Here is a 25,814-nt window from a genome sequence, read left to right as displayed (position 1 = left end):
CCGTGCCGGATGGGTTCTTTAGTCTGTTGACCTAAAATTAACGATTGCAGAACACATATGGAACATATAGTGTTCGTTCATGATTTGTTTCGAGTGACTCGCTTGAAATAAAGAACAACGAGCCACTCCGATCACCGGGATATTTGGGGAGCATTTAGATGCTGACGCGCAAACAGTATGAGCTTTTGCGGTTCATCAATGAGCGGCTGAAAGAGGCCGGGGTTCCTCCCTCCTTCGACGAAATGAAGGATGCGCTGGATCTGCGTTCCAAGTCCGGCATCCACCGCCTGATTACGGCGCTGGAAGAGCGCGGCTTCATCCGGCGCCTCGCCAACCGCGCCCGCGCCATCGAAGTCATCAAGCTGCCTGAGCTGGGCGCCAACGGCGGCGGCAACGCGCGTCGCGGCTTCACCCCCAGCGTCATCGAGGGCAACCTCGGGAAGATCCGCACCAGCACACCGTCGACCACTGAGGACGACACCAGCTTCCCGGTGGCCGTGCCCGTCATGGGCCGGATCGCAGCCGGTACGCCGATTGAAGCTCTGCAGACCCGCAGCCACACCATCAGCGTCCCGCCGGACATGCTTGGCTCCGGCGAGCACTATGCTCTGGAAGTCCGCGGCGACTCCATGGTGGAAGCAGGCATTCTCGACGGTGACACCGTGCTCATCCAGCGCAACGAAAGCGCAGACACCGGCGACATCGTCGTGGCGCTCATTGATGAGGAAGAAGCCACGCTCAAGCGGTTCCGGCGTCGCGGCGCCTCGATCGCACTGGAGCCGGCGAACGCCGCCTACGAGGTCCGCATCCTGCCGCCGAACCGCGTCCGCATCCAGGGCAAGCTGATCGGGCTGTACCGGAAGTACTAAGCTGGGTTTCCGGGTCCACGCGCGCCCGGAATGACCGCCATGAGCGGTCTTCCCGACGATCGCGTGACACCCTGGCGCAGCCGACCGGAAGACTGCCGCGGCGCGCGTTCGCCGAAGGCGGCTTTAACGGAAATACTGTGAGCCGGGGTCAGTCATCCGGCTGCAGATCGGTCTCTGCCGGCGTGGCATCGACGGGCGCAGGTCGACCTGAGGTTGCCCTTGAGGGTTGAGCATCCAGCTCCGCCTCGGGCACAGCAGGCGACCACGGGCGATCCGTGCCGCGCGGTTTGGATGCGGTGATGCTGTAGCCGTTTTGCGTTTTGTAGAGCGCAAGCGTTCCTTGCCGTTGCAGGACGTTCCGCTCGAGCACCAATGCCTTGCAGTCCGATGGCGGCTGCCGTGTGGTCACGATGACGGCGGCGCGCCCACAGTCGTCTGCAAAAGCTCCTGGTGATCTACTCAGCGCAACAAAGGCGCCATCGCCGGCCTGAACAACGCAACCGGCGTCGTCACACGACACGCCATCCGCTGTCGAAGCTTCACCTGCGGTCCGTGCATCGGCATCCGCGGTCAGCCATTCCCGCACGAGAAAGGCGTCCTTGCGGGTTTGCATCAAGCGAAGCTGCCCGTCTTTGCCGCGAACGCCCACACTGTGGCCGTCACTCGAGACAAGGATATCCGGCTGCGGTGCCGCCACGGCGCATACAGCGGCGATCACCACAAGTCCCGCCCCCGTCCAGCGCAACGGCGAGCGCAGCAATCCCATGGCGATGATGCCGGCGCTCATGGCCAGTAACGGGCCGGTCCCAAATGCCGCCATATGGCCGATGGCGCCCGGAAGCGCTGCCACCCACTGCGATACCGTGATCATCCAGCCGATGCCGAAGTCCATCATCCGCCAGAACATGCCATCAAATCCAAATGGCATGGCGATCAATCCGAGCAATCCGGCTGGCATCACCAGTGCCGAGACCACCGGCATCGCCGCGAGATTGGCGAGCACGCCGTAGGGTGTGATGCGATGAAAATGGAATGCCGCGTAAGGCATCGTCGCAAGCCCCGCGATCAGCGACGCTAGCATCAGCACGATTAGTTCGCGCCCGCCCCACAAGGCAGCCCGCGCGACGCGTGAATTGTCCGGCGAAGCAAACAGGTTGGGCATGCCGACCTGCACCAGCGCAACAAGCCCGAGTGTGGCGGCAAACGACATCTGAAAACTAGGATGGACAAGCGCTTCCGGCGACGCCACCAGCACAATCATCGCGGCGACGGCAAGGGTCCGGAACGTCACCGCGCGGCGATCGACCATGATGGCGATCAACACCACCGCGGTCATGAAAAACGATCGTCGTGTGGCAACTTCAGCCCCCGACAAGAGCAGATAAAAGGCCGCGGCGGCGAGTGCCGCAGCCGCAGACCATTTCTTGATTGGAAATGTGACGGTCAGTGACGGAAACAGCGCAAGCAGCGCACGCACGGCGAAGAACACGACGCCGGCGACAACGGCCATGTGATAGCCGGAAATCGACAGCACGTGCCCGAGGCCGGAAATAAACATCGCGTCATTCACCGGCCCAGAGATCGCATCACGCCGCCCCGTCAGCAGCGCTGTCGCGATGGCACGCGAGTCACCGCTCAGCACGGTCCGTATCCGGCCATCGATCGCGTCACGCATGTTCTGCATCGCGGTCGCGTAGCGCAGATACGCCCCGCCCGCGCGCGGCGGCTCGACCGTCTTGATCGCGCCCATCACAAAGCCCGACGCGCCGATCCCCTGAAAATACATGTCGCGTCCGAAATCGTAAGCGCCTGGCCGCAACGGCGACAATGGCGGCAACAGCCGCGCCTTCAGTTCGACGAAGCTGCCGACCGCAGGCGCCGTGCCTTTCTTGACGGACAATCGCACACGCTCAAGCCTGGTTGGATTGCGCGGCGCCTCTATCGCTTCCACGCGCAGGATGAACCGATCCGTGCGTTCGCGCTCCTCGCGGGTTTCGACAAATCCCTTGATGGCCACGGAGAATGCGGGAGCCGCGAGCACCTCGTGCGCGACGCGCGCTGTCCGAAGCGTGGCGGTGGCAAAGCCGGCAGCGACCGCTGCGGCGAGAACCATCACTGCAAAGGCACGATGCTTGCGCGCGAGATAAGCCGCTCCGCAGAGCGCGATCGCCACAGCTGCGGTAACCGACGGCACCGGCTCGCGCTCTGCGGCGAAATAGGCCGCGATCCCTGCGCCGAATGCGATCGGCACCCAGGGCAACACGCGGCCCGGCCCAGTCTCAGCGCGAACCCAGGTGCTGAGCGCCGATCCGACATGGCTCCAAAGACTGAGGCCGGAAGGACCAGCCGAGACGGGCAATACTGGATTGTGCGTGGGCCAGGTGGTTACCCGGCCCTGCGCGTGCCGCTCATCCTGAGCCAACCTGGACACCACGCCACCCTACCCGAAGAGTAGTCCTGGAGAAGAATGCTACCCGAGGATGTGGCGAAGCGAACCGTGAACGGATGCGGAATCCGTTTATCCTTCAGAAGCAACCTTGGCCCAGGTATCGCGCAAGCCCACTGTGCGGTTGAACACGAGCTTGCCCGGCGTGGAGTCGCGGTCACGGCAGAAATAGCCCTGCCGTTCGAACTGCATCGCGGCAGGGTCATTGTCGCCTGCGAGCGCCGGTTCGACCACGGATCCGGTGAGAACTTCCAGCGACTCCGGATTGATCTGCTCGGCAAAATTCGCGGCGTCCGGCTGCGGCGCTGAGAACAGCAGACTGTAGAGCCGCACCTCCGCGGGCACGCCCTCTGTCGCGCTGACCCAGTGGATCGTCGCCTTCACCTTGCGCCCGTCCGGCGCGTTGCCGCCCCGCGTGGCAGGATCGTAGGTACAGCGCAGCTCGACGACCTCGCCATTCGCGTCCTTGATCACCTCCTTGCAGGTGATGAAGTACGCATAGCGCAGCCGCACTTCGCGCCCCGGTGCGAGACGGAAGAACTTCTTCGGCGGATCTTCCATGAAGTCGTCGCGCTCGATGTAGAGCTCGCGTCCGAAAGGAATCTGGCGCACGCCCAATGATGGATCGTCAGGATGATTGACGGCCTCAAGCAATTCCGACGGACCTTCCGGATAGTTCTCGATCACCACCTTCAACGGCTTCAGCACCGCCATGCGGCGCTGTGCTGTCCTGTTGAGGGTCTCGCGGATGGCAAAGTCGAACATGCCGATGTCGACGGTGCTGTTGGCCTTGGCCACACCGATGCGCTTGACGAATTCGCGCAAAGCCTCGGCGGGCACGCCACGGCGGCGCAGGCCTGCCAGTGTCGGCATACGCGGATCGTCCCACGCCGAGACATGCCCGTCGCGGACCAGCTGGGTCAGGACACGCTTCGACAGCAGCGTATGAGTGACGTTGAGACGCGCGAACTCATACTGCCGCGGATGGGACGGGACCGGGAGATTGTCCAGGAACCAGTCGTAGAGCGGCCGGTGATCCGCGAACTCCAGCGTGCAGATCGAGTGCGTGATGTTCTCGATGGCATCCGACTGGCCGTGGGCGAAATCGTAGCTCGGATAGATATTCCACTCCCGCCCCGTCCGCGGGTGATGCGCGTGCAGAATGCGATACAGCACCGGGTCTCGCATGTTGATGTTGCCCGACGTCATATCGATCTTGGCGCGCAGCACGCGTGTGCCGTTTGGAAACTCGCCGGCGCGCATCCGCGCGAACAGGTCGAGATTTTCCTCCACCGAGCGGTCGCGGAACGGGCTGTTCTGGCCGGGCTCGGTCAGCGTGCCGCGGGTCAGCCGGATTTCTGCCTGGGACTGGTCGTCCACATAGGCCTTGCCGGAGCGGATCAGGTCCTGCGCCCAGGCATAAAGCTGCTCGAAATAGTCGGACGCGTAGAAGAGGTTCGTCCCCCAGTCGAAGCCCAGCCAACGCACGTCGCGTTCGATCGCGTCGATATACTCCTGCTCTTCCTTGGCCGGGTTGGTGTCGTCGAACCGCAAATGGCAGCGTCCGCCGAACTCCTGCGCGAGGCCGAAGTTCAGAAAGATCGACTTGGCGTGGCCGAGATGCAGATAGCCGTTCGGCTCCGGCGGAAAGCGCGTCACCACACCGCTATGTTTGCCGGAAGCCAAGTCCGCAGCGACGATGTCGCGGATGAAATCGCGGCCTTCGTCGAGCACCGATTCGTCAGTCATTGTTTACCTTTCGAGTTGGCTCTATGTGCCAAATCTGGGGGGCTACGCCAAGTACCGGCTACCGGTACCTTCGGCCGCCGGTTCCGGCACGGCCGGCTCGGCCCATGTCTGTATAGGCCACCATTCTCGTGGCGGATTTCTGCCGTTGTGATACACGCGCGCAAAAGCTCTCCTGAAAGGCCGATTGACCAGTCCATGACCCAACCCGTTGTCACCCGCTTCGCGCCCTCCCCGACCGGATTCCTGCATATCGGAGGCGCCAGAACGGCCCTGTTCAACTGGCTCTATGCGCATGGTCGGGGTGGGAAGATGCTGCTCCGGATCGAGGACACCGACCGCGAGCGCTCCACCGAAGCCGCCATCGGCGCCATTCTCGACGGCCTGAAGTGGCTCGGCATCGATTGGGACGGTGAGACGATCTATCAGTTCGCCCGCGTCGCGCGGCACCGCGAAATCGCCGAACAACTGCTCGCCGCGGGCAACGCCTATTACTGCTACGCCAGTCAGCAGGAGCTTGAAGAGATGCGCGCCGCGGCGAAGGCCGAGGGACGCGCGATGCGCTACGACGGACGCTGGCGCGACCGCCCCTCCTCCGAGGCTCCCGCCGATGTCAAACCGGTGATCCGCCTCAAGGCCCCTCAGACCGGGGAAACCGTCATCGACGATCAGGTCCAGGGCCGCGTGGTCTGGCAGAACGAGAATTTCGACGACCTCGTACTGCTGCGCTCGGACGGAACCCCGACCTATATGCTCGCAGTCGTGGTCGACGACCATGACATGGGCGTGACGCATATCATCCGCGGGGACGACCACCTCATCAACGCCGCGCGCCAGAAGCACATCTACGACGCGCTCGGATGGGAGGTCCCGGTGATGTCCCACATCCCGCTGATCCATGGTCCCGACGGATCGAAGCTGTCCAAGCGCCACGGCGCCCTCGGCGTCGACGCCTACCGTGCGATGGGATATCTGCCCGAGGCGCTGCGCAACTATCTCGTTCGGCTCGGCTGGAGCCATGGCGATCAGGAAATCTTCTCGACGCAGGAAATGATCGAGGCCTTCGACCTGCCTGCCATCGGTCGTTCCGCCGCGCGTTTCGATTTTGCGAAGCTGGAGAACCTGAACGGTCATTACATCCGGCATGCCGACGACAAGGCGCTGCTGGCAAGCTTCGAGGATGTGCTGAAGTTTCTGCCCGGAGGCGAGGCGATCCAGGCCAAGCTAAATGACCAAACCCGAGCCCAATTGCTCCAGGCCATGCCGGGTCTCAAGGAGCGCGCCAAGACGCTGATCGAACTCATCGACAGCGCAAAGTTCATCTTTGCCGATCGCCCGCTGGAGCTCGAGCCAAAGGCTGCTGCAGTGCTGACACCTGAAACGCGTCAACTGATCGTGAAGCTCCGTACAGCGCTTGAAACAGTCGATCCGTGGAATGCCACGACCACCGAGGCCGCCATGCGCGAATTCGCGGAACAAAACGGCCTCAAACTCGGTGCTGTCGCCCAGCCGCTACGTGTGGCTTTGACAGGACGCACCACTTCTCCGGGTATTTTTGACGTTCTCGGTGTCCTTGGCCGGGAGACCTGTCTGAATCGCCTACAAGACCAAGCTTAAAGGGCAATAAACGCACGATGCAGGGCTGCCCGAACTTTGGTGGGGTACAGGCGATCTTGCAGCGCACACGGCAATAAGCTACCCATTCGGGCGTCAATTCTGGAATAAAGCGCCTGCGTCGCCATATGGTGCGTAGGTGCAGGCCCTGCCAACACTCTCATCGGGGACTTCACGATGGATGCAAAAACCAACACCAAAAAAGCAACGTTGACGGTCGAAGGAAAGACTGTCGATTTCCCGATCTTGAGCGGCACCGTTGGGCCTGATGTCATCGACATCGGCAAGCTTTACGCCCAGACAGGAATGTTCACATACGATCCCGGCTTCACCTCGACAGGAAGCTGCGAGTCGAAAATCACCTACATCGACGGTGACGAAGGCGTCCTGCTCTATCGCGGTTATCCGATCGAACAACTCGCCGAGAAGGGTGACTTCCTCGAGACCTGCTATCTGCTGCTGTACGGCGAGCTGCCGACCAAGGCGCAGAAGGAAGACTTTGATAACCGTGTGACCCGTCACACGATGGTCCACGAGCAGATGGCCCGCTTCTTCCAGGGCTTCCGCCGCGACGCGCATCCGATGGCCGTGATGGTCGCATCGGTTGGTGCGCTTGCCGCGTTCTACAACGACTCGACGGACATCTCCGACCCGAACCAGCGCATGATCGCGTCGATGCGCATGATCGCCAAGATCCCGACCCTTGCGGCAATGGCCTTCAAGTACAATGTCGGCCAGCCCTTCGTTTATCCGAAGAACTCGCTCGGCTTTGCGGCCAACTTCCTGAACATGTGCTTCGCGGTGCCTTGCGAGGACTACCAGATCAATCCGGTGATGGCGGAAGCCCTGGACAAGATCTTCATCCTTCATGCCGATCACGAACAGAACGCGTCGACCTCGACGGTTCGTATCGCTGGCTCCTCGGGCGCAAATCCGTTTGCCTGTATCGCCGCCGGCATCGCCTGTCTTTGGGGACCCGCTCACGGCGGCGCCAACGAAGCCGCGCTGCAGATGCTCGCGGAGATCGGCACGGTCGACAAGATTCCTGAATTCATCGCCAAGGTGAAGGACAAGAACAGCAACGTCCGCCTCATGGGCTTCGGTCACCGCGTGTACAAGAACTACGATCCGCGCGCGAAGATCATGCAGCAGATGTGCCACAAGGTGCTGGCGGAAACCGGTCACGGGAACGACCCGCTCCTCCAGGTCGCCATGGAGCTCGAGAAGATCGCGCTGCACGACGAATACTTCATTCAGCGCAAGCTCTATCCGAACGTCGACTTCTACTCGGGCATCACCCTGAAGGCGATGGGCTTCCCGACCTCAATGTTCACCGTGCTGTTCGCCGTCGCCCGCACGGTCGGCTGGATCAGCCAGTGGAGCGAGATGATTCAGGATCCGCAGCAGAAGATTGGCCGTCCGCGCCAGCTTTACTCGGGCGAAACCCGCCGCGACTACGTGCCGACGGACAAGCGCAAGTAATCGATCTGTATCTGGAAAACAAAAAAGGCCGGTGCACCGCACCGGCCTTTTCTTTTGGATGATCCAATTGCGCTATCAAGAAGATCGCAGGGATGCGATCACCCCTTCTGCTGCAAGCTCACTGGGATGCTTTCCGTCAGTGGACATGATGTCCTCCAGACGAGCGAATGCATCGATCTGGCGTTGACGCGCCGGCGTATCAGCCAAAACGTCTCGTAAAGCCTTGGCGAGATTCTCCGGCGTGAAATCCTCCTGAAGGAATTCAGGAACGACGTTCTCGCCCAGGATCAGGTTCGCAAGAATGACCGACGACGTCTGGATCACGCGGCGCGCGATGAATGCTTCGATCGGCGTCACACGATAAGCCGTCACCATCGGAACGCCGGCGAGTGCCAACTCCAATGTCACGGTACCGGATTTCGCCAACGCCGCGCGGGCCGAGCGGAATGCAGCCTTCTTGTCACTGTCGCTGACCACGATCTTCGGCTGAACGGGCCAATCCGCGGCAGCGGCACGGACACTCTCGAGCAGATGCGGCACAGTCGGCAAGACCGGTTCAAATGCGATGTCTTGCGAGCGGAGCAATCGCAGCGTTTCGCCGAACGCCACCATGTTGCGCTTGATCTCGCTGCGGCGGCTTCCCGGCAGCACCAGCAGCAGCGGAGGCGATGCCGAACGACGCTCGAGTTCATTCGTATCAGGGCGGAGGACATCAATGTCCTCGAGAAGCGGATGACCGACGTAGGTGCACGGCGGTCCGTTGAGCTTGCGGTGAACCTCGGGCTCGAACGGCAGGACCGCCAGCAGGCTGTCGACATAAGCCCGCATCGCCTTGGCGCGGTGCGGCCGCCAGACCCATACCGTGGGTGACACATAGTCGACGATCGGAATTGATGGATCACGGGTGCGGACACGGCGCGCCACGCGATGGGTAAAGTCGGGGCTATCGATGATCACCAGAACATCGGGATGTGCGCTCAGCACAGCGTCCGTCGCCTCGCGAATGCGGCGCAGGATCGCCGGCAACCGCTTTGGGATCGCAGCGAAACCGATGATCGACAACTCGTCCGTCGGAAACAGGGAGGCCACCCCCTGCTCGGCCATGCGATGACCGCCGATGCCCGCAAACTCGACATTTGAACCGAGCCGAGCGCGGAGGGCCTTGATCAAGCCGGCGCCAAGCCGATCGCCTGACTCTTCGGCCGCAATCAGAAATACGCGTCGTGGTGCGGTTGTGCGATCCAGCATCACGCAGGCAGCCCGATCACAAAAACATCTGCCTGATCGGCCTTTGCGGTCATCACATCGGCCTCAGCGACAAGCGTGCGTCCGGCGACGACCCCGATGCCTGCAAGTCCGGCGGTGATAATCCCATCGATGGTCTTCGGCCCGAGGGTCGGAAGATCGAAGCGCAGATCCTGGGTAATTTTCGGCATCTTGACCAGCACGCCTCGTCCTGGCTTGGCGCGTATGCGTCCCTCCGTGCGCAGACGCGCGACCCGTGCGAGCAAGCCATCGGTGCCCTCGATATCTTCAATCGCAACGACATGACCGTCGATAACCACGACGGCCTGACCGACATCGAACGGACTTAAAGCGCCCATCAGATCGCGTCCCTTCGCGATATCCGCCTTCTCACCCTCATCTGGTGTTCGGCGCGTGATGCTGCCTTCCGGCATCAGCAATTCCGGGGCGACGTCCTGAATGCCGACGACGCGAAAACCGTGGCGTGCAAGGATGCCGCTGATGCCAGACAGCAGATGGTCATCCCCGCCGCGCAGTGCTGAGGCGATCGCCGGTATCGCGCGCAATGTTCCGAAGTCGAGGCGGATTTCCGACAACGCAGGCCGCACCAGACCGCCGATAAACACGATGTCCCGGCACCCTTCGGTACGCATGAGACGTGTCAATCGTCCGACCTGGCCAAGTGCCACCCAGTGGTGGGGAAAGCGCTCGACCTGAGCAGGATCGCAGAAACCGCGGATCGCAAAGACAAACGGCTTGATTCCCCGCGCCTTCAGCAATTCCGCTACTGAAAACGGCAAGGCGCCGCTTCCGGCGACAATGCCAACAGTTGCGGAAAGCGCGGAAGCCGTGGTCATGGCGGATTGAGGTTGGAACGTTCTGTGGACTTGTTGGGATTATTGTGGGCCATGCAGAGCGGGCGCTTAACGCCGCCTCCGATGAAGGTCAAAATCTCCGCGATCGCCGGATCTGCATCTGCCATTGGACGAAGAGCCTCGAGTCGCTCAGCGAAAATTCCGCCGCCGTGGAAGAGTTTTTGATAAAATTCCCGCACCACCTGAAGCCGCTTATGCGTAAAACCTCGGCGTCGCATGCCGACGACATTCAGGCCCGTGAGGTGAGCAACCTGACCATTCGCAAGACCGTATGGAATGACATCATGGCGAACGCCGGAAACGCCGCCGATCATGACCTGGCTTCCGATACGAACGAACTGGTGAGCCGCGGACAATCCGCCGAAATAAACAAAATCGCCAATCTCGCAATGGCCGCCCAACGTTGCACTGTTGGCGAAAATCGCATTGTCGCCGACCACGCAGTCGTGTCCGACATGTGAGTAGGCCATGAAGAAACCGCGGCTGCCGACGCGCGTAATTCCGCCGCCCTTCACCGTGCCGACGTTCATTGTCACGCTTTCACGAATGACGCACGCGTTGCCGATTTCAAGCTTGGTTGGCTCGTCCCGATAGCCCAGATCTTGCGGCGGCGCCCCCAGCGAAGCGAACGGATGGACGACACACTCAGCCCCGAGGGTCGTATGACCAGCGACGTTGACGTGCGACACCAACTTGGTGCCGGAGCCGATCGTCACATTCGGCCCGATAACGCAATAAGGACCGATTGAAACGCCATCTCCAATCACGGCACCATCTTCAATCCGTGCCGTGGGATCAATCTTCGTCATCAGCTCCTCTTCAGACACTTGCCATGCGGGCGAGCCCGCATCGTAATATCGATATGACGCCTTCGGTTATCTCTTCCACTTAGGCGATGGCGGGCAATCTGTGTGGTCATGAATTGTTACGCATGATGACCAACTGACCATCATCGTTCGATACATGCTTAATCCGCCAGCATGGCGCCGACATCGGCTTCAGCGACGACTTTGCCGTTCACGCGCGCCTCTCCATGAAACCACCACATCTCCTTGCGGCGCGTGATGAGGTTCATGTGATAGTGGATGACGTCGCCAGGCCCTGCGGGCTTGCGGAATTTGCACTTGTCGACGGTCAGAAAATACACGGCCGTCGGCCGATCCGTCTCGGTGGACAGCATTCCAATAACGCCGGCCGTTTGCGCCATGCCCTCAATCATCAAGACGCCCGGATAGATCGGACGATTCGGAAAATGACCGGCGAGCTGCGGCTCGTTGATCGTGACGTTTTTGATGCCGATGCCGCTGAAATCGCTGCGAACATCGATCACCCGATCAATGAGCAAAAACGGATAACGATGCGGCAACGTCTTGAGAATCGTTGCGATGTCTACCGCTTCGATGGTGATCGGCGCCTGCGCTTCCATTATGTCTGCCCCTTGTCGCCCGCAGCGGACGGCTTCGATTTCGTTTTCTGACTTCCTTCCCGGCCCAGGCGTTCGACCTCGAACAATTCGCGAAAGAATTGTTTGATCGGCTTGGCCGGCGACCCGCCCCACTTCGCTCCGGCGGGCACCTCACCGACGACACTGCTGCGCGCAGCAATCTGCGCACCTTCGCCAATTGTTGCGTGGTCGCTCACTCCGATGCGCGCGCCGAGAACGACACCGTCGCCAAGGATGGAACTGCCCGCGATGCCGCTCTGGCTGACGACGATGCAATTCCGCCCAATGATCACGTTGTGGCCGATCTGAACCAGATTGTCGATCTTACTACCTTCCCCGATTACCGTATCGTTCAAGGCACCGCGATCGATCGTCGAGCTGGCGCCGATCTCGACGGCGTTCTGGATGATCACCCGTCCGGTCTGCGGGATTTTAACGTGCCCCTTGGCTCCGGGCATATAGCCAAACCCGTCCTGCCCGATCCGGCAGCCCGGGTGAATGATGACCTCGTTGCCAATCAGCGCACAAAGGACCGTTGAGGACACCCCGATGCTGCAATCGCGGCCGATGCGGACGCCTGCTCCGATCACGGCACCGGCCCCGATCACCGTTCCCGAACCGATTTCGACGTCCGGTCCAATGACCGCGAGCGGATCGACCACCACATCCTCTTCAAGCCAGGCGGTGGGGTGGACCACGGCCGAGGGAGCTATTTGGCTGTTATCGAACGAAGAGGCCGGCCGCAGCGTATCCGGATAAAGCTGCCGCATCACCGCGATAAACGCGCGGTACGGGTTGGCAACCCGCAGGACGGCCACATGGGACGGCACGGAGGCTTCCAACAGCTCATTCACCAGACAGGCGCCCGCATGGGTTCGCCCCAACTGGTCGGCGTATTTCTTCTGCTCGCAGAACGTCAGATGGATTGGCCCTGCCCGGTCGAGCGCAGCTGTTCCAAGGACCACACGCCCTCCGAACGAAGGGTCGGCCAGCTGTGCTCCGGTCAGCGTTGCTAAATCCGCCAGCGTTGTGGGCTGAGGGCGTTTAAAGAACGTCGGCTGCGTCATTTCACCCGCCGCGATGAGGGAAAACCACTTTCCCGCGACGTGATCCTCGACTCGCAGACGGAAAATGCCAAGTCCCGCTGATTTGAGCCTGTCACATCAGCAAGGCTTGTGTCTTCGGTGTAAGGCTTTTCCGCCCCCAAGACGAGCCTAGTTGGGCAAAAAACCTGATTATACAACAACAAAGCGGGTACCGGCTGAGCCAGTACCCGCTTCGCTTTCAACTCCATCCGCCGGCTTAGAACGAGGTTCCGCCGCCGAACCGGAATTCCTGAACCTGGTCGTATTTGCTCTTCGTAACCGGGATCGCGTAGTCGAAGCGCAGCGGTCCGAACGGCGACTGCCAGATCAAGCCGACACCAACCGATGTACGAACCAAGCCATCATCCGCGCCGACCGTCAGACATTCAGCGGTCGCGGCCCAGCAGGTCGACCCCTTATAGTCGAACAGCGAACCGGCATCGGCGAAGACAGCGCCCTTCAAGCCAATTTCCTTCGGCAGGAACCAGAACGGCATCTGCATTTCGACCGATGCGCCCCAGTACTTCGTGCCACCCAGTGCGTCATTATAGGTACCTGGCGTAATATCGCGCGGACCGATGCCGAGCGGAGCAAAACCGCGAACGAGGTTCGGACCCATCTGGAAGTGATCCAGCATGCGGATGTCCTTGCCGGTCTGGTTCAGAATACCGCCCTGCAAGTGCAGCAAGCCGATGATATCAGCGACGATCGGCGTATAGGCCTTAATGTCAGCGGTGGTCTTGAGGTAGCTCACATCACCACCAACGCCCGCGAAGTCCTGGTTCAGGCTGGCGAGGATACCGGTGGTTGGATCCTTGTTGTTGTCGAGGGTGTTGTAGGCGAGCGAATAGCCAACCGCCGAGGTCAGAGCGGCGCCGCTCTGCAGCTCCTTACGAACTGCAAGCGAGGCTTCGCCGTCGCTGAAGCAGTTGTTGCTTACGCTGTTAAATCCACCCAAATTGAAGGAACCGTCCCCAGCCGGAGTACCATTCTGGATGATATTAGCCGGTGTCGGGAAAAACGGCAGGTTTGGGTTTGCCGGATTGTTGTTACAATTCGTCAGATAAGACGGCAGCGTGATCTTCTGCTGCGAGATCGAATAACGCAGCTGCAAGTTCAGGTCTTCACGCAGCTGGAAGCCGAGGCGCGGACTGAAGCCCAACGTCGAAGAGTCATAGGAAACGTAGCTCGAGGCAAGCTGCTTGCGTTGATACAGGTCGAGACCCAGAGCCACGCGATAGCCCAGCAGATACGGTTCGACGAATGACAGCGCGTAACCCTGCGTACGCTGGCCGTACTGAACCGACGCCTTCGCAAACAGGCCGCGTCCCAACAGGTTGCGCTCGGACACGCTGACTTCACCCAGGAGACCGTCCGCAGTCGAGTAACCGCCCGACACTGAGAAGTCACCGGTCGACTTTTCTTCAACGTCCACATTGAGAACAACGCGGTCGTTCGAAGAGCCCGGTTCTGTCCCGATCTTCACGGTCTTGAAGTAGTCGAGATTCTTGAGGCGGCGTTCGGCACGGTCAACCAGCGCGCGGTTGTAGGCATCGCCTTCCGAAATGTCGAACTCGCGGCGAATCACGTAGTCGCGGGTACGAGTGTTGCCGCGCACGTTGATGCGCTCGATGTAAGTGCGCGGTCCCTCTTCCACGGCGAAGACGATCGAGACGGTGTGCGCCTCGAAGTTGCGATCGCCACGTGGCTTCACCGTCGCGAACGCATAGCCGCGACGCGAAGCCTCGATCGTCATTTCTTCAACGGACTTCTCAACCGCCTCGGCGTTGTAGATTGATCCGACGCTGACACGCGACAGGCTGCGGAATGAGTTGCCATCCAGGTTTGGAATGGAGGATTGGAAATCCACCGAACCCACGCGGTACTGCTGGCCTTCCTCGATCTTGAAGCTGACGATGAAGCCCTTACGCGCTGGGTCATATTCAGTCAGTGCGGCGACGATCTGAACGTCGGCATAGCCGTTCTTCAGGTAGAAACGACGCAGAACGTCACGATCCGCCTCGATCCGGTCCGGATCATAGACGTCGTTGCCGCCGAGGAAGCTCAGGAAATTGGATTCACGGGTCTTGATCACGTCCTTCAAGCGGTAGGACGAATAAGCCTGATTTCCAATGAATTCGATGACCTTGACGCCGGTCTTCGGGCCTTCGGTGATTTCAAACACCAAGTCGACGCGGTTGTTGGGCTGATCGATGATTTTTGGCTCGACACGAACGTCATAACGCCCGTTCCGGCGATAGATTTCGGAGATACGCTGGGTATCCGACTGAACCATCGCGCGCGACAGCGTTCCACGGGCCTTGGACTGAACTTCAGCCTGGAGCTGCTCGTCCTTGACCTTCTTGTTACCTTCGAAGGCGACGCGGTTGATCACCGGGTTTTCGACGACCACAACCACCAGACGTCCACCGGCCTGGTTGATCTTCACGTCCTGGAACAGGCCGGTCTCGATCAGGGCCTTCAGCCCGTCGTCGATTCGAACGCTGTCGAGGCGACCGTTAGGGCCGGGCTTGAAATACGAGCGGATGGTATCGGCCTCAATACGCCGATTCCCCTCAACACCGATGGATGAAACGGTCTGAGCAGACGCTGGGGACGACACAAACGACACTGTCGTCACTGCCGCAATTGGCAACGCACACATGATGAGGGCGGCGGCCAAGCCACCCCGTAGCACTCGCAATCCAAACATCATGCGCCAGGCGCCCTTGTCATTCCTTGCCGACTGATTCCAGTCGGGAGATTCCCACTTGTTGCCTGCTTGTAGCTAATTTTAACCAGCGGGCAAACGTCCTTTCGCAGCGCAATTCCAATTTCCCAACAAGACGTTGCTGATCGGCCACGTTTATCCAAGCAGGCTCTTTAACCACGGAACCTGGTGCACATCATTGTAAAACGTAAAGACTACCAACATCAGAATCAGCGCCAGCCCAATCCTGAAGCCGAATTCCTGCGAACGGTCGGACATTGGGGTGCCTTTCAGCGCCTCGACCGCATAGAACAAAAGGTGTCCACCATCCAAAAGCGGCACGGGAAACAGGTTCAACAAGCCGATAGAGACGGAAAGCACCGCTGCAAGGTGGATGAGAGGCGCCAGGCCAAGGGTCGCGACCTGTCCCGAGATCTGAGCGATTCGCACCGGGCCGCCGATCTGATCGGTGCTGGCGCGTCCCACCAGAACCTTGCCGATATATGACAGGGTCTGGTCCACCACGAACCAGGTTTCCTTGACCCCCAGCCAGACTGCGGTGGCGGGATCGACACGCTGAACGGCCGCGGCATCCTCAGGCGATGTCGCTCGGGTGATGCCGAGGACCCCCATCCGGTGCTTATTGCCAAAATTGTCCGTGACCTCTCGCAGTTCCGGCGTCGCGTGCAGGGTCACCGCACCATTGGCGCGCTTGACCGTGAAGGTCATGGGAACTCCCGCGGAGGAGCTCACGATCCGCTGCATGTCGGTGAAGTTCTCGATGGCGTTACCGTCAATCGCCGTCACGACGTCGCCGGATTTGAAGCCGGCGGTCGCCGCCGCGCTGTTCTCTTGAACGGTGTCGACACGCGCACTCTGGTTCGGCTTGCCGAAGAACGTGAACAGCGTCGCAAAAATAACAATGGCCAAAAGGAAATTCGCGATCGGCCCGGCAGCTACAATCGCCGCGCGCGGACCGACCTTCTTGCCATGGAAGCTGACGCTGCGTTCCTCGTCGGTCATCTTCGTCAGCGCGTCGGAGGACGGCGTGCTCGCCTCGGAGTCGTCGCCGAAAAACTTGACGTACCCACCAAGCGGAATCGCGGAGATCCGCCAACGGGTGCCGTGGCGATCGTTGAACCCGACGAGTTCCGGCCCGAACCCGAGTGAGAACGTTAACACCCGCACGCCGGCCCAACGCGCGACGAGGAAATGCCCGAGTTCGTGGAAGAAGACGACGATGGTCAGAACGAACAAAAATGGGACGATGTAGCCGATCAGGCCATGACTTAACGTACTGAAACTATGGAGTAAAAAGTCCACAATTGTATCCCTCACCGGCCAATCTAAACGCGGTCCCCAATCGTCTACGATGCCTTTAAGGCTAATTGAGGCGCAAGAGTCGCCGCTACATTTCGAGCATTATAGTCAATATTGAGTGCTTCGTCCGCACTGGCCGGGGCCTTGTTGTTGCCTTGGCGAGCCATGGCGCTCATCGTCGCCTCGACCAACAGCGGAATACCGCCGAAACCGATTTTGCGGTCCAGGAAGGCAGCCACTGCCACCTCGTTTGCGGCATTCAGGATGGTCGGGACAGCACCGCCCGCGACCAACGCTTCCTGCACAAGGCGAAGCGCCGGGAAACGGACCGGATCCGGCGCTTCGAAGGTCAATTGGCCGATTTGCGCAAGGTCGAGCCGGTTGGCCGGACCATCAATCCGTTCCGGCCACGCCAGACAGTGCGCGATCGGCGTGCGCATGTCGGGGGCTCCCATCTGTGCGACCACCGAACGATCGGAGAACTCGACCAGCCCGTGGATGATCGATTGCGGATGCACCAGCACGTCGATCTGGTCAGCCCGCAACTCGAACAGATGGTACGCTTCGATGATTTCGAGCGCCTTGTTGAACATGGTGGCGGAGTCGATGGTGATTTTCCGCCCCATGCTCCAGTTCGGATGCTTGAGTGCCTGTTCGACAGTCGCGTTTTCGATCTGCGCCAGCGTCGCCGAACGGAACGGCCCTCCCGATGCGGTCAGAATGACTCGCACGAGATCTTCACGACGACCGGCACCCATGGCCTGAAATAATGCATTGTGCTCGGAATCGACCGGCAGAACCGTCGCGCCATTGGCCGCGGCGTGACGCATAAAAACTTCGCCGGCGCAGACAAGGCATTCCTTGTTGGCCAGCGCCACCACCACACCACGGCCGGCAGCGGCCATGGCCGGCTTCAGCCCGGCGGCCCCGCTCATCGCGGCCATCACCCAGTTGGCCGGACGAAGTGCTGCTTCGACGAGCGCGCTCTCGCCTGCCCCCGCCTCGATGCCGGAGCCTGCAAGCGCGTCCTTCAGATCGGCGTAACATTTTTCATCGGCGACGGCTGCGAACTTGACGTTGAGTTCGCGCGCGAGCTTGGCCAGTTCGCCGACGTTGCTGTGCGCGGTCAGCGCCTCAACACGAAACTTGCCCGACGAACGGCGCACCAGATCAACCGTGCTCTGACCAATGGAGCCTGTCGCACCGAGAATAGTGACAACACGATCCTTCGTGAGCGCGTGTTGATTCTTGTTGAGGGGAACTGCATTCATCACATCACCAAATCATGAAACCGTGGCCGACACCGTCGAGCCCGCCACGCGTAAAGCCAATCAACGCAGCAAAAACAATCGCCGCAACGAAACCGTCGAGCCGGTCCAGCAATCCGCCGTGACCGGGAATGATCTGACTCGAATCCTTGACGCCGAACCGGCGCTTGATCGCGGACTCGAACAGGTCGCCAAGCTGTGACACCACCGACAACACTGCTCCGAGCATCAGCAGCGGAAACATTCGGCCAAAGCCGAGAAGCGCAAACGCCGCAGCAATGATCAGACTTAAAACCAGCCCGCCGATGGCTCCGGCCCAGGTCTTTTTCGGGCTGACCCGTGGCCAAAGCTTTGGGCCGCCGATGCCACGACCGGCAAAGTAACCGCCGATGTCAGTCACCCAAACCACGAGCAAAACGAACATCAGCGCAACAAAACCCATGCCGGGATCGAAACGCACCAGCACCGCCGCGACGAGTGCCGCGGCGGCATAAGCAAATCCGCTCGATGTCCACCAACGCTGTTCCTGCGCGAGAAGCGCCACCAAAACAACGCCGACGGCAAAAGCCGCCAGCATCAACCCGGGCTTCCCAAGCGCAAGTAACAGACCGGCTGCCACCAGCGCAGCCACTCCGACCCCGACAACCGGCCAGTTGCGGGAGGCGCCGACGATCATCAACCATTCAAAATAAAGCAAGGCAGCCGCGGCCATCACCAGCAGAAGCCAGAGCCAGCCCCCTAACCAGGCGATCGCAATGGTCAGCGGTGCGAGCACGAGTGCTGCGACAACACGCATGAACAGATTGCTCGCGCCCCGGGGAACGTCTGGTGTCATTGGGGTGTCCGGCGTCACGCCGCTCACGATCCGGTCTTCGCGACCAAGCCACCGAAACGGCGCTCGCGTGTCGCGTATTCGGCGATCGCACCTTCGAGCGCCGCCTTATCGAAATCCGGCCAATGAATAGGCACGAACACCAGCTCGCTGTAGGCAGCCTGCCACATCAGGAAATTCGACAGACGCTGTTCGCCGCTGGTGCGGATAATCAGATCCGGATCTGGAATGTCCGGCGCATCGAGATGTTGTCCCAACGCCTCGGCCGTGATCGTCGACGGATCACGTTTTCCCTCTGCCACTTCGCGCGCGAGCCGTTGCGCCGCGCTCGCGATCTCCTGCCGCGATCCGTAGTTGAACGCGACAACAAGTGTCAGTCGGCTGTTGTTGCGGGTGAGATCCTCGGCCTCGTTCAGCAGCGAACAGATGTCAGGCTCGAGACCTGCTCGCTCGCCGATAATCCGCACGCGCACACCATCACTGTGCAACGTGGCCAGATCGTTGCGGATGAAGCGCCGCAACAGGCCGAACAGATCGCCGATCTCGCTTGCGGGCCGTGACCAGTTTTCCGAACTGAACGAGAAAATCGTCAGGTACGAAATGCCGAGCTCATGGGAGGCGCGCACGACCCTCCGCAGGGCTTCAACCCCGCGCCGATGACCTTCGGCTCGCGGCAATCCGCGCGCCGCGGCCCATCGGCCATTGCCGTCCATGATGATCGCGACATGCCGCGGCCCGCCGGATCTAGCCGGTCCATCGCTGTTGGGCATGGCGCCATTGGACATCGAGGAAGCTCTTAAACCGTGAGAATTTCTTTTTCCTTGGTGGCCAGCAGCTTGTCGATGTCAGCGATGGTGGCGTCGGTCGCCTTCTGGACCTCACCCGAATGACGCTCCTGGTCGTCCTCGGAGATCTTGTGATCCTTTTCGAGCTTCTTGACGACATCAAGACCGTCACGACGAACGTGACGAACCGCAACGCGTGCAGCCTCCGCATACTTATGCGCGACCTTCACCAGTTCCTTGCGGCGCTCCTCGTTGAGTTCAGGGATGCGCAGCCGGATCACCTGTCCTTCCGTGGCCGGGCTGAGGCCGAGGTTGGAATTGACGATCGCGGTCTCGACAGCCTTCACCATCGACTTGTCCCAGACCTGAACCGACAACAGCCGTGGTTCAGGTACGCTCACCGTCGCGACCTGATTCAGCGGCATGTGGCTGCCATACGCGTCCACCTGCACCGGTTCGAGCATCGAAATTGCTGCACGCCCGGTCCGCAATCCGCCCAGTTCGTGCTTCAACGAGGCGACCGCGCCTTCCATGCGACGCTTCAAATCGTTGAGATCAAAATTCCCAGCCGTCATGCGATGATGCTCCTTCTTCGTCCGACATGCTGATCAAGGATGAGCTATGTCGTGTATCTTCTTGTTCGCTCACGATCTTTTCCGAGGTCGCCTCGGAGATCGTGTAATGTCTCAACCGGCGACGATCGTTCCCTTGCCCTTCCCGCTCAGGATCGCGCCGATCGATCCTGGCTCGGCAATCGAGAACACGATGATAGGCAATGACGTTTCCCGGGCAAGCGCGAAGGCCGTCGCATCCATCACCTTATAGCCGCCTTCGACGGCCTGCGAATGGCTCAGCCGTTCGAACCGCGTCGCGGTCTTGTCCTTCTTGGGGTCCGCGCTATAGACGCCGTCAACGTTGGTCGCCTTCAGGACCGCCTGCGCGCCGATCTCTGCCGCGCGCAAAACCGCCGTCGTATCCGTGGTAAAATAGGGATTGCCGGTGCCTCCGGCGAGCAAAACGATCCGGCCCTCGGCCAGGTATCGATGCGCGGCGCCCCGCGTAAACAACTCGCAGACCTGCGGCATGACGAATGCTGACAGCGCGCGCGCGGACTGGCCCTTCCGGCCCAATGCAGACTCCAGCGCCAGACAATTCATTACCGTGGCGAGCATGCCCATGGTGTCGCCGGTGGTCCGCGACACGCCGCGGGACGAGACTTCGACACCGCGAAAGATGTTGCCGCCGCCGACAACGACCGCGATTTCAACGCCAAGCTCGCGCGCTTTGATCAGGTCGCCGGCAATGCGGTCAATGGTCGGCTGATGAATACCGAAGGCCTGATCTCCGGCGAGATATTCGCCGGAGAGCTTGATAACGACGCGTCGGTAAGCCGGTTCACTCATAATGCGATCGCCCTATCTCTCGAGTTGAGCGCATTCCAGAGCAGCGTTCCGGCCGATGCGCCGTGTCGTCAGCCCTGCCCGGCAGCGGCCGCGACTTCAGCAGCGAAGTCCGATTCCTGCTTCTCGATTCCCTCGCCGAGAGCATAGCGCACAAATCCAGCAAGCTTGATAGGCGCGCCAACTTTACCTTCAGCGTCCTTCACGGCCTGGCCAACGCTCTTGGCGTTGTCGTGGATGAATGCCTGCTCCAGCAAGGTCACTTCCTTGTAGTAGGTCTTCAGGCCCGATTCGACGATCTTCTCGATCATCGCGTCCGGCTTGCCCTGCTGACGGTACTTGTCAGCCATAACGTCCTTTTCGCGGCGCACCACTTCCGGATCGAGGCTCGCGGCATCGAGAGCCTGCGGGTTGGAAGCCGCAACGTGCATCGCGATCTGGCGGCCGAGCGCAGCGAGTTCGTCCTTCGAACCGGTGGATTCGAGGGCGACGATCACGCCCATCTTGCCGAGGCCGTCGATGACCGCGTTGTGGACGTAGCTGGCGATCACACCGTCGTTGACGGACAGCGAAGCCGCGCGACGCAGCGTCATGTTCTCGCCGATGGTTGCGATCGCGTCCTGAATGGCACGCTCGACAGTGATGTCGCCGACCTTGGCAGCCTTGATGGTTTCAACATCGTCGCCGGCCTTGATGGCGACCTGACCGATCATCTTGACGAGGCCCTGGAACTGCTCGTTACGCGCGACGAAGTCGGTCTCGGAGTTCACTTCGACGACGACGCCCTTGGTGCCGGACACCACAGCCGCGATCAGACCTTCTGCAGCAACGCGGCCAGCCTTCTTGGCGGCCTTCGAAAGACCCTTTTTGCGCAGCCAATCGACCGCCGCTTCCATATCGCCGTTGTTCTCGTTGAGAGCCTGCTTGCAATCCATCATGCCTACGCCGGTCTTCTCGCGCAGATCCTTGACCATTGCTGCTGTGATCGTTGCCATCGTCGGATGTCCTTTGCCTGTGCGGGCCGTGCGGCGCAGCGATGTGCTGGCATGCCGGGATCGACGCGCAGGATTTTCTACTCTGGAAATATCGCGGCCGGGTGACCGGCCGCGAGATTGCTTTTCCGCTTATTCCGCTTCTGCGGTAAGTGCCTTGGACTGGGCGACCCAGCCATCGACACGTGCGGGAAGACCGACTTCGTCGCCGATCTTGTGAGCGGTCGCGTGGTCGAGCTCGGCGATCTGCCAGAAGTGGAAGACGCCAAGATCGTTCAGCTTCTTCTCGATCGCACCGGACACGCCGGTCAGCTTCTTGAGATCGTCAGCAACACCGCGCGGACCGGCAAGGCCCTGGAAGCCGTCAGACTTCGTAGACACCGCTTCCTGCGTCGGGTTGGACAGAGCACCGATGTCGATGCCGGCGTCGCCCTGACCGCGCGAGATGCCATCGATGGCTGCGCGGGCAATCAGATCGCAATACAGCGAAATCGCACGACCGGCGTCGTCGTTGCCCGGGATCACATAGGTGATGCCCTTCGGATCGGAGTTGGTATCGACGACAGCCGCGACCGGGATGTTGAGCCGCTGGGCTTCCTGGATCGCGATGTCTTCCTTGTTGGTGTCGATAACGAAGATCAGGTCGGGCAAGCCGCCCATGTCTTTGATGCCGCCGAGCGAGCGGTCGAGCTTGTCGCGCTCGCGCTGCAGCGTCAGGCGCTCCTTCTTGGTGTACTGAGCGCTCTCACCGGAGTTGAGCATCTCGTCGAGCTGACGCAGACGCTTGATCGAACCGGACACAGTCTTCCAGTTGGTCAGCGTGCCGCCGAGCCAGCGCGAGTTGACGAAGTACTGCGCGGAACGCTTCGCGGCTTCCGCCACGCCGTCCTGAGCCTGGCGCTTGGTGCCGACGAACAGAATACGACCGCCCTTGGAGACCGTATCGCTGACAGCCTGCAGCGCGCGATGAAGCATCGGCACGGTCTGCGCGAGATCGATGATGTGAATGTTGTTGCGGGCACCGAAGATGTAATCCGCCATTTTCGGATTCCATCGGTGAGACTGGTGACCAAAGTGCACGCCAGCTTCCAAAAGCTGACGCATGGAAAATTCAGGTAGCGCCATAGAGATATTCTCCGGTTGGTTCCTCCGGAAACGTGTGAGCAAGACGCACCTTCAAAGCAGAATTGCCTTGCGGCCGGCTTGCCACCGGACGGCCTTTGAGAGCCATGTTTCCGTGTGAGATGCGCGGCTTATACTCATCCGCCCGCTGTTAAGCAAGCGATTCCAGCGGCTTTTGAGCCTCTCCGTTCCCCGTTTGCCCAGCCCTTTCTACTGCCCCGGCAGCTTTCTCGCCGCCGGAGCCGGACGTGCAGGAACGGGCCGCGCAGGAGCCGGCCGCGGCGCCATTTGGGGGCGCGGAGCCATCTGGGGCCGTGGGGCCATCTGGGGTCTGGGCGCCATCTGCGGGCGTGGTGCCACCTGCGGTCGAGGTGCCATTTGAGACCGTGGCGCCATCTGCGGCCGCGGCTGAATCGCAGGACGCTGGAATTGCGGCTGCGGCCTTGGCGCGACCGGTCTTGGCGCCACCTGGGGTCTTGCTGCTTGCGCCGGACGCTGGAACTGGGGACGCGGGGCGGCCTGAGGGCGTTGAGGAGCCGGGCGCTGGATCTGAGGCCGGGCCTGAATCTGGGGCGAAGGCCGGCCGTCCGGCCCACCGCGACGTCGATCCGGTTGCTGCACATCGGGTCTGGAACCGGGGCTCGTGCCCGCGCCGGGGGCGCGATCACCACGATTGAAACGCTGACCTCCAGGCCCCTCACGTCCCGCCGCTGCAGGCGGCTGACCTGCAGCGGGCGGAGTGCCTTCGACACCTGGAACCGGCAGCGTATTCGCTCTAGGAGCACCTCGCCGATTGGCTCCCGGCAATGGCTGACCAGGCCTCACATTGGCGTTTGGCGTAGGCTGCCCTGGGAGTACCTGACCGGGCCGCGCGCCAGCGGCCCCCGGCTGGCCCGGGAGTGCTTGGCCCGGCCGAGTGCCGATCGCTGCGGGTTGACCCGGGCCACTCGGCCGACCGCGGCCGGGTACCACCCCCGCCGGTGCAGTCACCCGGCCCTGACGGAACAGATTGGCCCGGCGCGTTGCCGAAGGCGGCAGGCCCGGAGCAAAAGCGGGCCGCTGGAGGGCGGTCGCGGCATTCCCGCGCGACCCCGGCCGGAAACGATTGGGACCACCCGCCCCCGGCGGCGGCCTGCGGTTGATGATGTCGTTGATGACCGACCTGTTATGGATGTTTCGGAACAGAAAACGGTTGATCGGTGGCCTCACGTAGACCGGCGGACGCACATAGACCGGGATCGGCACGAACACCGGCTGCGGCAGATAGAAGAAGCCGGTGTCCACCACAAGCGGCGGATCGAGGGTGACAAAATCATCCGGCGGCGGCGGCAGGAAAAACACGGCGGGCGGTGGCGGCGGCGCAAAATCATAGACCGGATCACCGAACATCAGGACCGGCTGATCGAAGTACGCGAGTTCGTCCTGCGGCGGTGGCGGCACGTCATAGGCATATTCGTCAAAGGTCGGCGGCGGTTCAGTCGCAGCCGCAATGATCGCAAGCCGGCGCCGTGCATCGGCGGCGTGCGGGCCGCGCGGATAACGCTTCAAATAAGACCAATAGGCCTGCGACGTGTCCGCTTTGTAGGTTCGCCGCCACGTGATGGCTTCGCGGCGCGCAGCCACGATCGCCCTCACCCGCTTCGCCATCGGATCGTCCGGATACGCCGCGAGAAAACTCTCGTAGTCAGCGAGCGTGTCCCGTTCGAGCGCTGCGGTGTACGCATCCTTCGCGTCCATGTCCTTTATGGACTTCGCGCGCTGAGCCGCGTCCTGATCCGCAGCAACCGCCGGTGCATCGGACGCGCGTTCGAAGAACAGGAATTGTCCTTCCAGCTTTTGCGCATCCCATGGCACCTCGGCGCCCTTGGTCACTTCGTTCACGCGCAGACGCACGCGGTTGAACACCTCCGGCAGATCGATGCCGCCGGCGCGGATCATTTCGGCGAGCGCCTGTGCATAGGCGCCGTAAGATCCGGTCTCGTTCGGCCCGACGGTTCCGGGCGTGGCGTTGAAGGCCACGAGGCTTTTGGGCTCAGGCTCGATCAGCGCAAGGCCACCTGCCAATGGCTGGCCTTCTTTCGCAAACGGATGAGCGTGCGCAGCATCGAGGACGAACACCGTGGCCTTCAAGGGCAATGCCGAGAGCTGGCGCATATAGTCGCCGACGCGCAGGCCTTCGACCGGAATGTCGGTATCGCGCTGCGCATTGGCGTCAACGGGCATGAAATAATTCTCGCCCGCAAGCTGCACGCCATATCCGGCGAGATAGACGAACGCGACGGTTCCGGGTCCCGACGATTGCGCCTTCTGGATGAAGTCACGGAACGTCTGGCGCAACGTTTCGCCATCCAGGTCGCGCGCGCCGACGACATCAAAACCGGCCGCCTGCAGTGTCTGCGCGATCAGGCCGGCGTCATTTGCAGCGGTGGCTAAAGGTGAACTCGCGTAGTTGCCGTTCCCGATCACCAGCGCGATACGGTTCTCTTGCTGCTGCTCTTGTGCGTGCGATGCAGAAATACCGGCAACAAAGAGAAGAAGTGCCGCGACACCAAGAAACCTGGCAAACCTGCGCATCACAC

The 25,814-nt window shown here is 61.2% G+C and carries 20 protein-coding genes; 3 read left to right on the top strand and 17 right to left on the bottom strand.

Features of this window, described 5'->3' with window-relative positions; translation table 11 throughout:
- Positions 1 to 158: 158 nt before the first annotated feature.
- Positions 159 to 869: a transcriptional repressor LexA gene (lexA, locus tag ACP0KA_RS23970; protein ID WP_424631204.1), complete on the top strand. Its 711-nt coding sequence runs from the start codon at positions 159 to 161 to the stop codon at positions 867 to 869.
- 148 nt (positions 870 to 1,017) lie between these two features.
- Here the strand turns inward: lexA and ACP0KA_RS23965 are convergent, their stop codons facing one another.
- Positions 1,018 to 3,291 (bottom strand): ComEC/Rec2 family competence protein, encoded by a 2,274-nt coding sequence (locus tag ACP0KA_RS23965; protein WP_424631701.1) that lies wholly within the window; start codon positions 3,289 to 3,291, stop codon positions 1,018 to 1,020.
- Between the two features lie 96 nt (positions 3,292 to 3,387).
- A complete protein-coding gene (locus ACP0KA_RS23960) occupies positions 3,388 to 5,064 on the bottom strand; it encodes a glutamine--tRNA ligase/YqeY domain fusion protein (protein ID WP_424631203.1) in 1,677 nt (558 codons plus the stop codon).
- Between the two features lie 195 nt (positions 5,065 to 5,259).
- Here ACP0KA_RS23960 and gltX point away from each other — a divergent pair, with 195 nt between their 5' ends.
- Positions 5,260 to 6,678, top strand: coding sequence for a glutamate--tRNA ligase (gltX, locus tag ACP0KA_RS23955; RefSeq protein ID WP_424631202.1), 1,419 nt, complete (start codon positions 5,260 to 5,262; stop codon positions 6,676 to 6,678).
- Between the two features lie 174 nt (positions 6,679 to 6,852).
- Complete coding sequence (gltA, locus tag ACP0KA_RS23950; protein WP_424631201.1) at positions 6,853 to 8,157, top strand: citrate synthase; 1,305 nt, start codon at positions 6,853 to 6,855, stop codon at positions 8,155 to 8,157.
- 75 nt (positions 8,158 to 8,232) lie between these two features.
- Here the strand turns inward: gltA and lpxB are convergent, their stop codons facing one another.
- From lpxB to ACP0KA_RS23875, 15 genes are all read right to left on the bottom strand, one after another.
- The gene (gene lpxB, locus ACP0KA_RS23945) at positions 8,233 to 9,405 is read right to left on the bottom strand and encodes a lipid-A-disaccharide synthase (RefSeq protein ID WP_424631200.1); all 1,173 of its coding nucleotides are present in this window, start codon (positions 9,403 to 9,405) and stop codon (positions 8,233 to 8,235) included.
- Positions 9,405 to 10,259: an LpxI family protein gene (locus ACP0KA_RS23940; RefSeq protein ID WP_424631199.1), complete on the bottom strand. Its 855-nt coding sequence runs from the start codon at positions 10,257 to 10,259 to the stop codon at positions 9,405 to 9,407. Before ACP0KA_RS23940 ends, lpxB begins: the two co-directional genes overlap by 1 nt.
- A complete protein-coding gene (gene lpxA / locus ACP0KA_RS23935; protein WP_424631198.1) occupies positions 10,256 to 11,086 on the bottom strand; it encodes an acyl-ACP--UDP-N-acetylglucosamine O-acyltransferase in 831 nt (276 codons plus the stop codon). The genes ACP0KA_RS23940 and lpxA overlap by 4 nt, the downstream gene beginning before the upstream one ends.
- Before the next feature lie 158 nt (positions 11,087 to 11,244).
- Entirely contained in the window at positions 11,245 to 11,703 is a 459-nt protein-coding gene (gene fabZ / locus ACP0KA_RS23930) for a 3-hydroxyacyl-ACP dehydratase FabZ (RefSeq protein ID WP_424631197.1), read from the bottom strand.
- Entirely contained in the window at positions 11,703 to 12,788 is a 1,086-nt protein-coding gene (gene lpxD / locus ACP0KA_RS23925) for a UDP-3-O-(3-hydroxymyristoyl)glucosamine N-acyltransferase (protein WP_424631196.1), read from the bottom strand. The genes fabZ and lpxD overlap by 1 nt, the downstream gene beginning before the upstream one ends.
- 235 nt (positions 12,789 to 13,023) lie before the next feature.
- The gene (bamA, locus tag ACP0KA_RS23920; RefSeq protein WP_424631195.1) at positions 13,024 to 15,522 is read right to left on the bottom strand and encodes an outer membrane protein assembly factor BamA; all 2,499 of its coding nucleotides are present in this window, start codon (positions 15,520 to 15,522) and stop codon (positions 13,024 to 13,026) included.
- 150 nt (positions 15,523 to 15,672) lie between these two features.
- Entirely contained in the window at positions 15,673 to 16,842 is a 1,170-nt protein-coding gene (gene rseP / locus ACP0KA_RS23915; RefSeq protein ID WP_424631700.1) for an RIP metalloprotease RseP, read from the bottom strand.
- 41 nt (positions 16,843 to 16,883) lie between these two features.
- Positions 16,884 to 18,107 carry a 1-deoxy-D-xylulose-5-phosphate reductoisomerase gene (gene dxr / locus ACP0KA_RS23910; protein WP_424631194.1) on the bottom strand — a complete coding sequence of 408 codons (1,224 nt, stop codon included), beginning with the start codon at positions 18,105 to 18,107 and terminating at the stop codon, positions 16,884 to 16,886.
- A 4-nt stretch (positions 18,108 to 18,111) separates the two neighbouring features.
- Entirely contained in the window at positions 18,112 to 18,939 is an 828-nt protein-coding gene (locus ACP0KA_RS23905; RefSeq protein ID WP_424631193.1) for a phosphatidate cytidylyltransferase, read from the bottom strand.
- A 23-nt stretch (positions 18,940 to 18,962) separates the two neighbouring features.
- Positions 18,963 to 19,721 carry an isoprenyl transferase gene (locus tag ACP0KA_RS23900; RefSeq protein ID WP_424631192.1) on the bottom strand — a complete coding sequence of 253 codons (759 nt, stop codon included), beginning with the start codon at positions 19,719 to 19,721 and terminating at the stop codon, positions 18,963 to 18,965.
- A gap of 11 nt (positions 19,722 to 19,732) precedes the next feature.
- Positions 19,733 to 20,296 (bottom strand): ribosome recycling factor, encoded by a 564-nt coding sequence (gene frr / locus ACP0KA_RS23895; RefSeq protein ID WP_424631191.1) that lies wholly within the window; start codon positions 20,294 to 20,296, stop codon positions 19,733 to 19,735.
- Positions 20,297 to 20,407: 111 nt separating this feature from the next.
- Positions 20,408 to 21,124, bottom strand: coding sequence for a UMP kinase (gene pyrH / locus ACP0KA_RS23890; RefSeq protein ID WP_424631190.1), 717 nt, complete (start codon positions 21,122 to 21,124; stop codon positions 20,408 to 20,410).
- A 68-nt stretch (positions 21,125 to 21,192) separates the two neighbouring features.
- On the bottom strand, positions 21,193 to 22,116 hold the full coding sequence (tsf, locus tag ACP0KA_RS23885; protein WP_424631189.1) for a translation elongation factor Ts: 924 nt from the start codon (positions 22,114 to 22,116) through the stop codon (positions 21,193 to 21,195).
- Between the two features lie 129 nt (positions 22,117 to 22,245).
- Complete coding sequence (locus tag ACP0KA_RS23880) at positions 22,246 to 23,238, bottom strand: 30S ribosomal protein S2 (protein ID WP_424631188.1); 993 nt, start codon at positions 23,236 to 23,238, stop codon at positions 22,246 to 22,248.
- Positions 23,239 to 23,445: 207 nt separating this feature from the next.
- Entirely contained in the window at positions 23,446 to 25,809 is a 2,364-nt protein-coding gene (locus ACP0KA_RS23875; RefSeq protein ID WP_424631187.1) for a caspase family protein, read from the bottom strand.
- Positions 25,810 to 25,814 lie beyond the last annotated feature (5 nt).

It is taken from the genome of Bradyrhizobium sp. SYSU BS000235 (assembly GCF_049747295.1).
Lineage (GTDB): Bacteria > Pseudomonadota > Alphaproteobacteria > Rhizobiales > Xanthobacteraceae > Afipia.
This window is presented reverse-complemented; position numbering and strand designations above follow the sequence as displayed.

Coding starts and splice junctions, on each gene's coding strand:
- ACP0KA_RS23960 (WP_424631203.1), bottom strand. CDS start 5,064: ATGACTGACGAATCGGTGCTCGACGAAGGCCGCGATTTCATCCGCGAC.
- ACP0KA_RS23875 (WP_424631187.1), bottom strand. CDS start 25,809: ATGCGCAGGTTTGCCAGGTTTCTTGGTGTCGCGGCACTTCTTCTCTTT.
- pyrH (WP_424631190.1), bottom strand. CDS start 21,124: ATGAGTGAACCGGCTTACCGACGCGTCGTTATCAAGCTCTCCGGCGAA.
- lexA (WP_424631204.1), top strand. CDS start 159: ATGCTGACGCGCAAACAGTATGAGCTTTTGCGGTTCATCAATGAGCGG.
- lpxB (WP_424631200.1), bottom strand. CDS start 9,405: ATGCTGGATCGCACAACCGCACCACGACGCGTATTTCTGATTGCGGCC.
- ACP0KA_RS23940 (WP_424631199.1), bottom strand. CDS start 10,259: ATGACCACGGCTTCCGCGCTTTCCGCAACTGTTGGCATTGTCGCCGGA.
- bamA (WP_424631195.1), bottom strand. CDS start 15,522: ATGATGTTTGGATTGCGAGTGCTACGGGGTGGCTTGGCCGCCGCCCTC.
- frr (WP_424631191.1), bottom strand. CDS start 20,296: ATGACGGCTGGGAATTTTGATCTCAACGATTTGAAGCGTCGCATGGAA.
- fabZ (WP_424631197.1), bottom strand. CDS start 11,703: ATGGAAGCGCAGGCGCCGATCACCATCGAAGCGGTAGACATCGCAACG.
- ACP0KA_RS23880 (WP_424631188.1), bottom strand. CDS start 23,238: ATGGCGCTACCTGAATTTTCCATGCGTCAGCTTTTGGAAGCTGGCGTG.
- ACP0KA_RS23905 (WP_424631193.1), bottom strand. CDS start 18,939: ATGACACCAGACGTTCCCCGGGGCGCGAGCAATCTGTTCATGCGTGTT.
- dxr (WP_424631194.1), bottom strand. CDS start 18,107: ATGAATGCAGTTCCCCTCAACAAGAATCAACACGCGCTCACGAAGGAT.
- lpxD (WP_424631196.1), bottom strand. CDS start 12,788: ATGACGCAGCCGACGTTCTTTAAACGCCCTCAGCCCACAACGCTGGCG.
- gltA (WP_424631201.1), top strand. CDS start 6,853: ATGGATGCAAAAACCAACACCAAAAAAGCAACGTTGACGGTCGAAGGA.
- tsf (WP_424631189.1), bottom strand. CDS start 22,116: ATGGCAACGATCACAGCAGCAATGGTCAAGGATCTGCGCGAGAAGACC.
- lpxA (WP_424631198.1), bottom strand. CDS start 11,086: ATGACGAAGATTGATCCCACGGCACGGATTGAAGATGGTGCCGTGATT.
- ACP0KA_RS23900 (WP_424631192.1), bottom strand. CDS start 19,721: ATGTCCAATGGCGCCATGCCCAACAGCGATGGACCGGCTAGATCCGGC.
- gltX (WP_424631202.1), top strand. CDS start 5,260: ATGACCCAACCCGTTGTCACCCGCTTCGCGCCCTCCCCGACCGGATTC.